Raw genomic sequence first — 14,276 nt, forward strand, 5'->3', positions numbered from 1 at the left:
CGGAGAAAACGCGCGGGCGACGGCTCAGCCGCCCCATCGCGCGGACAGGGCCTGCGCCAGCTGCACGGGGTCGCCGCCGGGATGGCCGCGGCCGATCAGCTGTGCGGCGGCGGCCGGGTCGTAGCAGCCGTCGCCGGTCTGGCCGGCGACCCAGGCGCCTTGCGCGGCCAGGGCCAGCACGTCCTCGACCTGGTGCGGATCGCTGCCGCTGAGCAGCAGCACGGCGCTGTGCGCGGCCGGCAAGCCGCCGACCACCGAGGCGCCGGCCTGCTGGACGACGAAACGCAGGCCGGCGGTGTCGCCGCTGCGCACGCCGATGTCGTCGGGCAGGATGTAGACGTTGCCGACGCCGACCGTCTGGCCGGCTTCGGCCAGCAGCACCGGCAGCGCAGACACGCGCGCGATCTGTTTGACCAGGTTGCCGTAGCGGCCGCCGTCCAGGCGCAACTGCACCAGCAGCGGCTGCGGGAAGTCCGCCGGCAAGGCGGCGAGCAGGCGGCGGATGGCATCGGGACCGCCGATGCCGGCCATGACCAACACGGCGCCCTGCGCGACCTTGGCGGCAGCGGCGGCAGTAGCGGGGTTATCGATGGCGGACTCCTGCTCGGACTCCAGCGCGACCAGCGACAGACCTTCGGTGGAAATCTGCATCTGGCTCAGCGGCGCGCGTGCCTGCACGAGCAGCGGCGCGTCGTCGTCCACCAGCGACCAGGCGCTGGCCGGCAACGGCGGCGGCGTGCTGGCCGGCGCCGCGCTGGCGGCCGGCGCCTGCACCGGCATGGCCAGCGGCGGCATGGCCGCGGCCTCGCCAGCGGCGGCGGCGGCTTCGGCGCTTGCGAACTGCAGGTCCTCGAACCCGGGCGCGACATCGGCCGGCGGCTGCCAGGCGTAGAAGCCGTCGCCGGGTACGGTGGTGGAGAAGCTGGCCGCTTCCTCGACATGGAAGCCGATCGGCGCGCCTGCGTGCAGTTGCGCCGGGGTCGCCGGCAGGCCGGGTTCGGGCTGCAGGCCGGTGTCGGTTTCGCGCCCCGGCGGCAGCACGTCCTGGTGGCCTTGCAGCTTGGCCGCCAGGTGCCTTGCCCAGCGCTGCGCTTCCCAGCCTTCGCGGCGCGCAGCCAGTTCGGCTTCGTCGAAGATCACGGTGAGGCCGGGCAGGTCGAGCGCGGAATCCAGCCGCTCCACGGCGTCCTCGATCGCCGGCTCCAGCGCGATCAGCACCGCGTCGGGCGCGGCGTCGGCCAGGGTCTGCGCATCGATCGCGGTGGGGTCGTCCTCCAGCACGATCGACGCGCCCACCTGGTGCAGCGCCTCGCGCAGGCGCTCGCGCGCCTGGCCGGGGCGGGCCAGCAACGCGACCGCGGTCCCGCTGGCGGTGCCGTCATTCGCGGACACGGGCGATCCCCAGCAGGTCGTACACGTTGCGCATCAGATCCAGCTCTTGGTAAGGCTTGCCCAGGTAGCGCTGCACGCCGATCTCGAAGGCGCGCTGGCGGTGCTTTTCGCCGCTGCGCGAGGTGATCATCACGATCGGGACCGCTCTGTAGCGCGGGTCGGCGCGCATCGCGGTCGCCAGTTCGTAGCCATCCATGCGCGGCATCTCGATATCCAGCAGCATCAGGTCGGGAACGCGCTCGTCGAGGCGCTCCAGCGCCTCGATGCCGTCGCGGGCGACGATCACGTCGAAGTTGTGGCGTTCCAGCACGCGGCTGGTGACCTTGCGCATGGTCAGCGAATCGTCGACCACCATCACCAGCGGCACGCGCCGCTGTTCGGTCGGCGCCGCTTCCACCACCGGCCGCGCCGGCTGCGCCAGGTAGCGGCGCACCAGCGGGGCGACGTCCAGGATCACCACCACGCGGCCATCGCCGGTGATGGTGGCGCCGTAGATGCCCGGCACCGAGGCGATCTGCAGGCCGACCGGCTTGACCACGATTTCGCGGTTGCCGAGCACCTGGTCGATCGCCACTGCGGCACGCAGGTCGCCGGCGCGCACCAGCAGCAGCGGCACCTGCATCTGCCCTTCGGCCCGTGCCGGCGCCTGGCCGACCAGCGAGCCGAGGTCGTGCAGCGCGAATTGCTCGCCGCTGTAGTGGTAGCCGCCGTCGGCCGCGTCGAAGCGCTCGCGGCTGATGCGGCCGATGCCGCTGACCGAGGCCACTGGCACGGCGAAGGTGGTCTCGCCGATCTGCACGAACACCGCCTGGGTCACCGCCAGCGTCTGCGGCAGGCGCAGGGTGAAGGTGACGCCCTGGCCCCACACCGAGTGGATGTCCACCGAGCCGCCGAGCTGGCGCACTTCGTTGCGCACCACGTCCATGCCCACGCCGCGGCCGGCCAGCTGGCTGACCTGGTCGTAGGTGCTGAAGCCGGGGGCGAAGATCAGCGAATCCAGTTCTTCCTCGGACAGCGCGGCGCCGCTCGCAATCAACCCGCGCTGTTCGGCACGGTGGCGGATCGCGTCGCGGTTGAGGCCGGCGCCGTCGTCGGCCACTTCCAGCACGATTTCCGAGCCTTCGCGGCGCAGGCGGATGGCGATGCTGCCCTCCTCCGGCTTGCCGGCGGCGCGGCGCTGCTCGGGCGTTTCCAGGCCGTGCGCGACCGAGTTGCGCAGCATGTGTTCCAGCGGCGCGATCATCCGGTCGAGCACGTTGCGGTCGAGTTCGCCGTGGGTGCCTTCCAGGGTCAGGTGCACCTGCTTGCCGGTCTCGCTGGCGGCCTGCCGCACCACGCGGCGCAGCCGCGGCACCAGCCCGTCGAACGGCACCATGCGCGCAAGCATGAGGCCGTCCTGCAGTTCCGAGCTGACCCGCGACTGCTGCTGCAGCAGGCCGTCGTACTGGCGTGCCAGGTCGTCGAGCACGCCTTGCAGGCCGCCCAGGTCGGCCGCCGATTCGTTCAGCGCGCGGCTGAGCTGCTGCAGCGTGGAGAAGCGGTCCAGTTCCAGCGGATCGAAGTTCTGCTGGGTCTGGTCCTGTTCGCGCTGGTAGCGGGCGACGATCTGCGCTTCGGTTTCCAGGTCCAGGCGCCGCAGCTGGTCGCGCAGTCGCGCGTTGGTGCGGTCCAGTTCGGACATCGCGCCACGGAACGCGCCAAGCTGCTGTTCCAGGCGCGAGCGGTAGATCGCCACTTCGCCGGCGTGGTTGACCAGGCGATCCAGCAGGTCGGCGCGCACGCGCACCTGTTCCTGCATCGGCCGCGCGATCATCGACTCCTCGTCGAGCGTGCCGTCCACCGGCAGCGGTGCCGACAGCGGCGCCGGCGCGGCCGCGGGGATCGACTCCGCAGCGACCGCGGCCTGGAGCGTCGCCGCGCCGTCGGCATCGGTCTGCGTCGCGGCGGCGGTGCCGGCCTCCAGCGGCAGGCTGCGGCCGTGCGTGCGCGCGTCGAAACGGCCGATCAGGTCGTCCGGCATGACCACCGCACGGTGGTTGCCGGTGAGGGTGAGCAACTGGTGCAAGCGGTCGAAGCCGCGTTCGAGCAATTGCACGTCGCGGCGATCGAGTTCGGTGCGGTTGGCGGCCACCGCCTCCAGCAACGATTCGATGCCGTGGCCGAGGTCGCCGATCGGATTGACCCCGGCCATGCGCGCGCCGCCCTTCAGCGTGTGCAGGTCGCGCTGCAGGCCGGCGAGCGCGTCGCGGTCCTGCGGCGCCGCGCGCAGTTCGGCGACCAGGCGGTCGCAATGGTCGAGCAGGTCCTTGCCTTCCTCGACGAAGATATCGACCAGCTCGCGGTCGAGGTCGGCGAAGTCCAACGGGCCGAGATCGACGGCGGCCAGCGCGATGGCGTCGGCCGCGGCGGTGTCGTGCGGGGCGGACTCGGCGAACGACGGCGCGTCGGCAACGTCGGCGGGCGCGTGCTGCGCGTCGCCGCTCGTGGTGTCGGCAGGCGCGTCGGTTTGCGCGTGTGCGGGCTGCTCGGCATCCGTGTGCGCAGGGTGCGCGGAGTCGCTCGGATGTTCGGCGTTGTGCGGGGTGACGTCGGCAATGTCGCTGGCTTGCGTTTCGTCGGCGGGCGTCGCATGGGCAGACGGCGCTTCGGCCGGTGTCGGGTCGAAGCCGGCGTCGCGCTCGTGCCCGGCGTGGTGCGCTGGCGCGTCGACCGTGTCGGTCGAATGCCTCTGCTCGAAGTCAGCTGTTGCGCCGAGCGCTGCGTCCGCATCGGCATCGGCAGATTCGGATTCGGATTCGGCATGCGCGCCGTCTTCGGCGTGCGGCGTCGTTACGTGATCGTGCGCGTCGATCGCGTCGACTGCTGCGGCGTCGGCCGGATGCGTTTCGATGTCGGTCTGCGCGGCGTGGGCAGCGACGTCGTGGTCAACGGCATTATGCTGCGATTGCGCTGCGGCCTCCGCGTCGTCGTGCGCGTGCGGGGCGTTGTCGGCATGCACCGCCGCGTCGTCCGCCACGGGCAGCAGTTCGGCATCGTCGTTCGCCGAGACCGGCTCGCTGCCGTGCCACTGCGTGGACGGCGGCACCGGCTCGGCGTTGAATGCATAGCCGTGCGAATCGCGCGCCTGGTCTTGCTCGTTCTGGTCGTGCGCGTCCCGCTGCGATGCTTCCTGGTCGCCGTCCTGATGCGGTTCGCCGTGCGTGGTGCCATCGACGGCGGTCGCATCCTGCTGCTGCGCTGCGAGCAGCTCTTCCGCTGGCGGCGGCAGTTCGCTGTCGGCGGGCGCACCTTCATCGGCCAGCGGCGCGTCGACGGTCAATTCGTCGAGCTTGCCGTCCTGGGCCAGCAGTGCCTGCGTGTCGGGGTCGATCGCGGCGGACGCGCTGCCGCTGTCGGCCGGCGGCGCAACGGGCGCACTCGCTTGTTCTGCAGCGTCATCGTCCTGCGCGAGGTTGGCGCCGGCGCTGGCGTGTTCCGCGTCGAACGCCACGCCGCTGCCGTCCGGCGCAGGCGTCGCCGTGGCGGCGTCGGCAGCGGCGTCGCTTGGCACCAGCATGTGAGCGTCGTCGGCAAGCGGCGGCGGCGGCGCATCGCTCGCCTGCGCCGCGGATGCATCGGCATCGGCGTTCTCGGCGACATGCGCCGCGTCGGCATGCTCGGCATCCGCGCCGGCCGCGTCGAGATGCCTGGCGTCGCCCAGGTACGCCGACAGGTCGTCGGCTGCGGTGAGTTCGACCGCCTGCAGCAACTGCGGGTCCAGCGCGGCATCGGCCTGCGGGTGCGACCGCTCTGCGTGGTCTTCTTCGTCTTCTTCGTGCGCGAGCGCGGACCACTGCAGGTCCGGCAGCGTGGCGACCAGCGCCTGCAGGCGCTGCGCCAGCGCGGTGAACGGCGGGATCACCGGCGACGGCGCCTGCAATTCCTCGATGGTGGCAGCGATGGCCTGCGCGGCATCGTCGAGCGCGCGCACGCCGTCGGCGCCGGGCACCACGGCGGCGGCCAGCAGGCGTTTGACGTAGCTCTCCGCCGGGCCGGTGACCTCGGTGATTTCCGGCACATCGGTCATCGCGAACGCACCGCTCATCGTGTGCACCGCGCGCAGCAGCGCCTCGGTGGCCGGCTGCGGCGCATGCTGCAGCCAGTCGCGGACCGTCTCCAGATGGGTGCCGACCTCGGCTTCGAGGATCTCGCGCAGCACGCTGTCCACCGACGCCGGCGTGCCGGCGCGCGGCGCGGCCCCGGCAACGGCGGGTGCGGCGGCGAAATAGTAGGCGTCCTCGCCGGCGGCGACGCGGTCGGCGACCGCCTGGATCGCGTCCAGGTCGGCGTGGATGACGCCATGCCCGCGCAGCGCGGCGTTGAGCTGCGGCAACACCTCGTAGGCCAGTTCGACCATGGTCACCACCGCCGGGCTGGCCGCGCGGGTGCCGTCGAGCACGCGATTGAGCATGCTCTCGATCTTCCAGCTGAACTCGCCGAGCACGCGCGCGCCGACCAGGCGGCCGCTGCCCTTGAGCGTGTGGAACACGCGGCGGATCGGGCGCAGGCTTTCCAGCTGGTTCGGCGCGGCGCGCCACGCCGGCAGCAGGTTGCCGAGGTTGACCAGTTCCTCGTCGAATTCCTCGAGAAACACCTCGCGAATGTCGGCGTCGATGTCGCCGTCGTCGTCGACGAAGCCGCCGTCGGTGACGACGACGGGCGCGGGCGCTTCGACGTCTTCGCCTGCATCGGTGGCGCTGGGTGTGTCGGCCGCGGCAGGCGCAGCGGTGACATCGAATTGGCTGGCGGCGGCGTCGAGTTCGGCGAGGAACGCCGCCGAGGCGGGATCCAGCGCGATCGGCTGGATGCTGGCCTGGTGCACGCCGGGTACCCGCGCTTCCGGTGCCGGGGTCGGCTCCGGCCAGGTCAGGTCGACGAACGGACTGTGTTCGGCGCCTGCATCGACGTCGGCATGCTCCGCCTCGCCGGCATGCGCGTGCGGCGCCTGGCCGGGTTCGCTCTCCGGCGCGGCCACGAACACGGTATCGCTCAAGGAAAGGTCGATGGTGGGCGTGTTGGGTTCGGCGGCGAAGTCGTTGTCGTTGTCGTTGTCGTCGGCCAGGGGCGCAGGCGTATCGTTCCAGACGATGGTGTGAACCTCGTCGGACGCGGTATCGGCAAAGGCCGGCGCATCCTCCAGTTCCATCACCAGCACATCGTCGTGGGCGGTGTCGGTGGGCGCGGCGGCCTGGGCATCGACGATGCCCAGGGACGGGTCGTCGTGTCCGGCATCGGCGTCGCGTTCGGCGTATTCGGCGGCCACCGGGTCGAAACCGTAGTTGGCCGGTGCCGCTTCGTCGGTCGCGGGCGCGGCGGCGGCGTGCATGGTCCGGAACGCATCGCCTTCCAACGCCAGGGTGTCGGTCGTGATCTGCAGCGGCTCGGCGAGGGCCGACCCTTCTTCCTGTTCCGCGGCGACGGGATCGAAACTGATCGGCGACGACACGACGACGAACGCAGCTTCGTTGCCCGCAGCGCTGACCGCCGCGGCGGACGGGTCGGCGGCGGCATCGATGCGCTCGGCAGCCTCGGCGTTCGCCATGACGGCGGCGTCTTCGTGCAACGTCCACTGCGGCGCCTGCGGCGTCTGGCTCGGCAGCGGCGGCGGCATGCTGGCGGCGATCGGCGCATCCGCGACCGGTGCCAGATCCCAGGAGGGCGCCAGCGGCGGCGCGACCACAGCGCTCGGCGCTGCGGCGACGCCGTCGGCAGGCGCGGCATCTGGCTCGGCGAGCAAAGCCGCGTCGGCGCCGCCGTTCGGTACCACGCCCTGCGGCGCCGGCACAGCGCTGGGCAACGGCCAGTAGCGCAGCGTTTCCAGGCTGGTGCGGGTGATGTCGAGGATTTCCTCGCGGCCCGGGCGGCGCTCGCGCAGCGCTTCCAGGTAGTACTCCAGGCTGGCCATCGCATCGGCCAGCGTGTCCAGCTGGCGCCCGCTGGGCACGCGGCGCTTGCCGATCAATTCGGTGGCGACGTAGCGGCGCACGCCTTCCAGGTAATCGGCCGGCTGCGGCAGTTCCAGCATGCGCAGTGCACCGGCGACCTCGCCGAGCAGGCGCGGCACCTCGCTCAGGCGCTCGTGTTCCCAATTGGTCTCGATGAAGGCGACGAAATGCTCGCGCGCGGCGGCGAAATTGGCGATCGCCTCGTGCGCCAGCACTTCCACCGTGCGCCGCGCCTCGGCGGCGCTGGCGTCGTCGTGGATGCCGGCGCTGGCGCCGAGATAGGCGACCTGGTCGTCGAGCGAGGCATCCACGTACAGCAGTGCGCCGGCGATATCCAGCAGCAGGCCCTCGTCGGCCTGGCGCTCGCCGGCGACGATGCTGCGCAGCGCATCGCGCTGCTGCACCACCACGCCGCGGGCCACGCCCAGGCCCATCACCCCGAGGGTGTCGGCGACGCTGCCCAGTTCGTCCACCTGGGTCTGCAGCGCGGCGACGTCGCCGCCGGTGCGCAGGTGCAGGTCGAGCGCGTCCTTGACCCGCAGCAGTTCTTCCTTGATCGCGGTGCCGACGGTGTCGAGCAGTTCGCGGTTGCGGCCGCTGAGGCTGCCGCGGGCATGGTCCAGTTCGGCCTCGGTGGCGGCGCTGGCGTCGGGCGACAGCGCGAACAGCGCGCCTTCGCTCAGGCCCGGCTCGCCGCGCGACGCGCGGATCTCGTTGAGCAGCGGCAGCAGCACGATCGGGATGTCGCGATGGCCGTCCTGCAGGCGCTCCAGGTAGTCGGGCAACAGCACGGTGCCGCGCATCAGTGTGGCGCAGGCCTCGTCGCGGTCGGGCACCTGGCCGTTCTGCACGGCGATGGCCAGCAGTTCCAGTTCCTCGGCGACCATCGCCGGGGCGTACAGCTCGACCATGCGCAAGGTGCCCTGCACCTGGTGCAGGTAGCCGGCGCAAAAGCGCATGCGGCTGGTGTCGGCCGGGTCCTCGACGAAGGATTCGATCTCCCCGCGCACCTGGCGCAGGGTCTCGTCCAGCTCCGGCTTGACCCAGCCCAGCGCGGCATGGCTCATCGCATCGCGCAGCGCGCTCATCGCCGCGCCTCCGCGGACGGCCGCGCGCCGCGCGTCGCCAGCGCGGCGGCGGTGTGCTGGGAATGTTCACGGTACGTCATGTGCGCTGTCCTTCCACCCTGTTCCGATCCGCTCACGCCGGCAGCTTGAAGTCGGCGACCGAGCGCCGCAGGTCCGCTGCCAGTTGCGCCAGGCGGCCGATCGATTCGGCGGTCTGCTCGGCGCCCTGCGAGGTCTGTCCGGTGATGCGGCGGATCACGTCCATGGTCTGGGTGATGTCGGTCGCCGCGGCGGACTGCTGGTGCGCGGCGATGGAGATGTTCTTGATCAGGTTGTTGAGCGCGTTGGAGACGCGCTCGATCTCGGTCAGCGCGGTGCCGGCGTCTTCGGCCAGGCGCGCGCCGGACACCACTTCGGAGGTGGTCTGCTCCATCGAGCTGACCGCTTCGTTGGTATCGGCCTGAATGGTCTGCACCAGGCCTTCGATGCGGCGCGTGGCGCCGGAGGTGCGTTCGGCCAGGCGCTGCACTTCGTCGGCGACCAGCGCGAAGCCGCGGCCGGCCTCGCCCGCCGAAGCCGCCTGCACCGCGGCGTTGAGCGCCAGGATGTTGGTCTGCTCGGAAATGTCGTTGATCAGTTCGACGATCGAGCCGATCTCCTGGGTCGATTCGCCCAGGCGCTTGATGCGCTTGGAGGTTTCCTGGATCTGGTCGCGGATCTGGTCCATGCCCTGGATGGTCTCGCGGACCACGCCGGCGCCCTCGGCGGCGATCACCACCGAACGCTGCGCCACTTCGGCCGATTCGCTGGAGTTGCGCGAGACCTGTTCGATGCTGGCGGCGATTTCGTTGATGCGCTCGGACGCCGAACCGATCTGCTCGGCCTGGTGGCCGGCGGCCTCGGCCAGCTGCAGCGCGGTGGCCTGGGTTTCCTCGGTGGAGATGGCGACCTTGGCCGAGGTGTCGTTGATCGTGGTGACCAGGTGGCGCAGCTCGTCGACCGCGTAGTTGATCGCGTCGGCGATGGCGCCGGTCATGTCCTCGGTGACCGAGGCCTTGACGGTCAGGTCGCCTTCGCCGAGCGAACTGATTTCGTCGAGCAGGCGCATGATCGCCTGCTGGTTGCGGCTGTTGTATTCGACCTGGGTCTGGTAGCGGATTTCCTGGTCGCGGGTGCGGCTGCGCACCGAGGTCCAGACGAAGCCGATGATCGACAGCAGCGCCAGCAGGCCCGACACCACGCCCAGCCAGAAGTTCGGGAACAGGCGGGTGTCGCGGGTGGAACCGAACGCGGAGAAGGCGTCGAACAGCTTCTTGCTGTCGTCGAGCATGTGGTCCGAGCCGGCGGTCAGCGCCGCGGCCGAGGACTGCGCGGCGAACAGGCTGCGCGAACTGGCCAGCAGCGCGTCCAGGTCCTTCTTCATCGCCGCCCATTGCGCCTGCGACTGCTCCAGCGCGGCAAGTGCGGCAGCGTTGCGCACCGGCGCGATGCCCAGTTCCTGGTTGCCGTTGCGCAGGCCTTCGAGCATCTGCCCGAACACCACCGAGTCGCGCGCCAGCGCATCACCGGCGCTGGCCGCGCCGCTGCCGCCGGCGCGCATCTCGGTGACGCGGCGAGCCATGGTGCCGGCCACCACCACCTGCTGCAGGGTGTTGTAGATCTGCGCGGCGGGGGCGCCGCCGACGGTCATCGCGCGCACCACCTCGTTCAACTGCGCCTGCAGCTGCGGCACGCCGCCGACGAAGCGCTCGGCGTTGCCGGCCAGCGCCAGCACCGCCGGTTCGCTGTCCATCACCTGCTGCGCGTTCTTGCCCAGCGGGGTCCAGGTGCGGTTGAGCGCGGCCAGCGGGCCGGCGATGCCGGTCTCGTTGGCGTAGCGCGCGTTGAGCGCGGCGACGGTGCTCTCCACCCGCGCCTTGGTCTGCTTGAATTCCTTGTAGGTGGCCGCGTTGCCGGAGACCGCATCGCGGCCCTGGTTGGCCAACTGCTGCGACAGCACCTGCAGGTCGGCCGCGCCGGTGCTGGCGCCGGCCAGGCGGTTGCCCAGCCAGGTGGCCACGCCGGTATTGGCGCCGAACACGATCAGCGACAGCGCCAACAGGCCCAGCCAGAAACTCGTCCCCACGCTGCCAAGCTTGCTGGCTTTGGGGGCGTCCGCTGCAGTACTCATGATTCGACCTCGATCTTCGATGCGAAGGCAGGCCGCGCGCTCAAGCGGCGGCTTGACGGAATTCGGGTGTGCGCGACAGCAACGACAGCGAGAACACGCCCCAGTCGTGGGTGTCGCCGCGGAACGCGCGGTCTACGAAATGTGCATAGCGGCCCTGCGCCAATTCGCCGGGTTGCACCGCCTGCGATTCGGCGAAGCTGCGCTGGCCGAACAGTTCGTCGATGGTCAGCGCCACGTCGCCGCCGCTCTGGCGCATGATCAACACGCGCTGGCCTTCCAGCAGCGAGGTGCGCTGGCCTTCCATGAACTGCTTCAAATCGACCACCGGGAACAGGTTGCCGCGCAGGTTGCCCACGCCCAGCAGCCACGGCTGCGCGCCCGGCACCGGGGTGATCGGCGGCATGCGCACGATTTCCACCACTTCGCGGAAATCGGACACCAGGTGCCGGTCGCCGACGCGGAAGCCGACCCCGCGCCAGATGTTCTCGTCGAATTCGCGCTCGGGCATCCGCACCGCGTGCGCCAGGCTGCGCCGCTCATAGGCCTCGAGGATGTCGAAGGGCGAACGCACGTCAGCCGACCAGCTGGTTGATGCGGGCGATCAGCTCGTCTTCGCGCGGCGGCTTGACGATGTAGTCGGTGGCGCCCTGGCGCATGCCCCAGACCTTGTCGGTCTCCATGCTCTTGGTGCTGATGATAAGCACCGGGATATGCCGGGTGGCCTCGTCGCGCGACAGCGCGCGAGTGGCCTGGAAACCGCTCATCCCCGGCAGCACCACGTCCATCAACACCAGGCTGGGCGCCTGCTCGCGCACGAGCTTCAGCCCGTCTTCGGCGTTGTCGGTGGCGAGCACCTCGTGCCCGGCTTTTTCCAGCCACTGCGTGAACACCGCCCGGTCGGTCAGTGAGTCCTCGATCAACAAAATTCGAGCCATGGTGCCTTTACCCCGGTCAGGCGTTGACGTATGTGCGGATCGCGCCCAGCAGCTCTTCACGTGTGAAGGGCTTGGTGAGGTACTGCTCGGAACCGACGATGCGCCCGCGCGCCTTGTCGAACAGGCCGTCCTTGGAGGACAGCATGATTACCGGCGTCGCCTTGAACAGCTGGTTGCCCTTGATCAGCGCGCAGGTCTGATAGCCGTCCAGCCGCGGCATCATGATGTCCACGAAGATGATCTGCGGTTGCTGATCGGCGATCTTGGCCAGGGCCTCGAAGCCGTCGGTGGCGGTGACCACCTCGCAGCCTTCGCGCTTCAACAGCGTTTCGGCGGTGCGGCGGATGGTCTTCGAGTCATCGATCACCATGACTCTCAGTCCTGCGAGTTCCCCACCCGCAGTCGTGTTTTCACTCATTCACTTGCCCCCAGGCGCGCGACGCTTCATCGGTTCCGACGCCGCTGCGAAACGACATGTATCCCAAGACCCGCTCGGACTGTCAAGGCCGCCGCCACGGCTCTGCAGTGGATCACTTTTCAGCGCTAACTATGTCACAGTTTGGTTGCCATCGCAGGGGGGCGGTGGGCCGTGCGCCACGGCCCTTGCGCACCCCTGCCGCCGACCCGCTACCATCCTCCGTTCAGTCCCTCGGGTAACGCCATGTCGTTCGATGTCATCGTGGTGATGGATCCCATCGCCAGCATCAAGATTGCCAAAGACACTACCTTCGCGATGTTGCTGGAAGCGCAGCGCCGCGGGCATCGATTGCATTACGTGCGCCCCGGCGGGCTGTCGCTGCGCGAAGGCCGCGCGCTGGCCCAGGCGGCGCCGCTGCAGGTGCGCGACCACAAGACCGGCTGGTTCGAGCTGGGCGCGTTCGCCGAGCTGGCGTTCGGCAGCGGGCAGGTGGTGCTGATGCGCAAGGACCCGCCGTTCGATGCGGAATTCCTGTACGACACCCACGTGCTGAGCGTGGCCCAGCGCGCCGGCGCGCAGGTGGTCAACGACCCGCAGGGCCTGCGCGATTTCAACGAAAAGCTGGCCGCGCAGTTGTTTCCGCACTGCTGCCCGCCGACCCTGGTCAGCCGCGACGCGGCCGCGCTGAAGGCGTTCGTGCTCGAACACGGCCAGGCGGTGCTCAAGCCGCTGGACGGCATGGGCGGGCGTTCGATCTTCCGCAGCGGCACCGGCGACCCCAACCTCAACGTGATCCTGGAGACGCTGACCGACGGCGGCCGCACGCTGGCCCTGGCGCAGCGGTTCATTCCCGACATCCGCGCCGGCGACAAGCGCATCCTGCTGGTCGATGGCGTGCCGGTGGACTACTGCCTGGCGCGGATCCCGCAGGGCGACGAATTCCGCGGCAACCTGGCCGCCGGCGGTCGCGGCGAAGGCCGCCCGCTGAGCGAGCGCGACCGCTGGATCGCCGCCCAGGTCGGTCCGGAGATGCAACGGCGCGGCATGCGCTTCGTCGGCCTGGACGTGATCGGCGATTTCCTGACCGAGGTCAACGTCACCAGCCCGACCTGCGTGCGCGAACTGGACGCGCAGTTCGGGCTGAACATCGCCGGGCTGCTGTTCGACGCCATCGAGGCTTACCCGGCGCGATGAACGCGGCCGCCGCGACGCCCGCGCCGCGCATCGGCGAGCGCGAACGGCTCAGCGCCACGTTGGTGCTGTCGCTGATCGTGCACGGCCTGCTGATCCTGGGAGTGGGCTTCGCGATCGACGACGACGCACCGCTGGTGCCTACCCTGGACGTGATCTTCAGCCAGACCAGCACCCCGCTGACGCCGAAGCAGGCCGACTTCCTGGCCCAGGCCAACCAACAGGGCGGCGGCGACCACGACACGCCGCAGCGCCCGCGCGACAGCCAGCCCGGCATCGTGCCGCAGCAGCACGACGGCCTGGCGCCGCAGGCGCTGCGCGCGCAGACCGCTGCGGCGGCGCCGGAGCCGACCCCGCGCGTGGTCAGCAGCGCGCGCGGCGAGCAGCCGCAGCCGGCGCCGCAGACCCAGCCGCGCACCGAGCAACCGACCCAGCCGGTGGATGCGCAGCGCGCCCAGCGCGATGCGGAGATGGCGCGCCTGGCCGCCGAAGTGCACCTGCGGTCGGAGCAGTACGCCAAGCGTCCGAACCGCAAGTTCGTTTCCGCCAGCACCCGCGAGTACGCTTACGCCAATTATTTGCGTGCCTGGGTCGACCGCGCCGAGCGCGTCGGCAACCTCAACTACCCCGACGAAGCGCGCCGGCAGCGGCTGGGCGGCCAGGTGGTGATCAGCGTCGGCGTGCGCCGCGACGGCAGCGTCGAGAGCAGCCGCATCCTGCGCTCCAGCGGCGTGCCGATGCTCGACGCCGCGGCGATGCGGGTGGTGCAACTGGCGCAACCGTTCCCGCCGCTGCCGCGGACCGAAGACAACATCGACATCCTGCAGGTCACCCGCACCTGGGTCTTCCTGCCCGGCGGCACGCTGCGCGACGACCGCTGAGCACCGCGCCGCACAAGCCCTTCTCCCGCCGGGAGATGGGTTGGAGGTGAGGGTACGGCCGCCACGGATCGCCTGGCGGCACCGAACGTTTCCAGGCGTCGCCCGTCCCCTCATCCGCCCCTGCGGGGCACCTTCTCCCGAAAAGGGGCCATGGTCCCGACGGGAGCAGGACATCGCGTGACGCCGCATGCACCCACACGGCAACCACCCAGATAACCATTGGTGCCGGCGACATAAC

General features: G+C 70.6%; 8 protein-coding genes. 2 read left to right on the plus strand and 6 right to left on the minus strand.

What is annotated here, in order from left to right:
• Positions 1–24: 24 nt before the first annotated feature.
• From ISN38_RS05205 to pilG, 6 genes are all read right to left on the minus strand, one after another.
• Positions 25–1,392: a chemotaxis protein CheB gene (locus ISN38_RS05205; protein ID WP_058361683.1), complete on the minus strand. Its 1,368-nt coding sequence runs from the start codon at positions 1,390–1,392 to the stop codon at positions 25–27.
• Entirely contained in the window at positions 1,379–8,464 is a 7,086-nt protein-coding gene (locus ISN38_RS05210) for an Hpt domain-containing protein (RefSeq protein ID WP_206712094.1), read from the minus strand. Before ISN38_RS05210 ends, ISN38_RS05205 begins: the two co-directional genes overlap by 14 nt.
• Positions 8,465–8,576: 112 nt before the next feature.
• Positions 8,577–10,613, minus strand: coding sequence for a methyl-accepting chemotaxis protein (locus tag ISN38_RS05215; protein WP_003472641.1), 2,037 nt, complete (start codon positions 10,611–10,613; stop codon positions 8,577–8,579).
• Positions 10,614–10,653: 40 nt separating this feature from the next.
• Complete coding sequence (locus ISN38_RS05220) at positions 10,654–11,184, minus strand: chemotaxis protein CheW (RefSeq protein WP_003472644.1); 531 nt, start codon at positions 11,182–11,184, stop codon at positions 10,654–10,656.
• A gap of 1 nt (position 11,185) precedes the next feature.
• The gene (locus tag ISN38_RS05225) at positions 11,186–11,548 is read right to left on the minus strand and encodes a response regulator (protein ID WP_003472647.1); all 363 of its coding nucleotides are present in this window, start codon (positions 11,546–11,548) and stop codon (positions 11,186–11,188) included.
• A 16-nt stretch (positions 11,549–11,564) separates the two neighbouring features.
• Positions 11,565–11,966 carry a twitching motility response regulator PilG gene (gene pilG / locus ISN38_RS05230; RefSeq protein ID WP_003472648.1) on the minus strand — a complete coding sequence of 134 codons (402 nt, stop codon included), beginning with the start codon at positions 11,964–11,966 and terminating at the stop codon, positions 11,565–11,567.
• A gap of 243 nt (positions 11,967–12,209) precedes the next feature.
• Here pilG and gshB point away from each other — a divergent pair, with 243 nt between their 5' ends.
• The gene (gene gshB, locus ISN38_RS05235) at positions 12,210–13,160 is read left to right on the plus strand and encodes a glutathione synthase (protein ID WP_003472649.1); all 951 of its coding nucleotides are present in this window, start codon (positions 12,210–12,212) and stop codon (positions 13,158–13,160) included.
• Positions 13,157–14,038 carry an energy transducer TonB gene (locus ISN38_RS05240; RefSeq protein ID WP_047324630.1) on the plus strand — a complete coding sequence of 294 codons (882 nt, stop codon included), beginning with the start codon at positions 13,157–13,159 and terminating at the stop codon, positions 14,036–14,038. Before gshB ends, ISN38_RS05240 begins: the two co-directional genes overlap by 4 nt.
• Positions 14,039–14,276 lie beyond the last annotated feature (238 nt).

Origin of the sequence: Xanthomonas translucens pv. undulosa (assembly GCF_017301775.1) — a bacterium.
Lineage (GTDB): Bacteria > Pseudomonadota > Gammaproteobacteria > Xanthomonadales > Xanthomonadaceae > Xanthomonas_A > Xanthomonas_A translucens.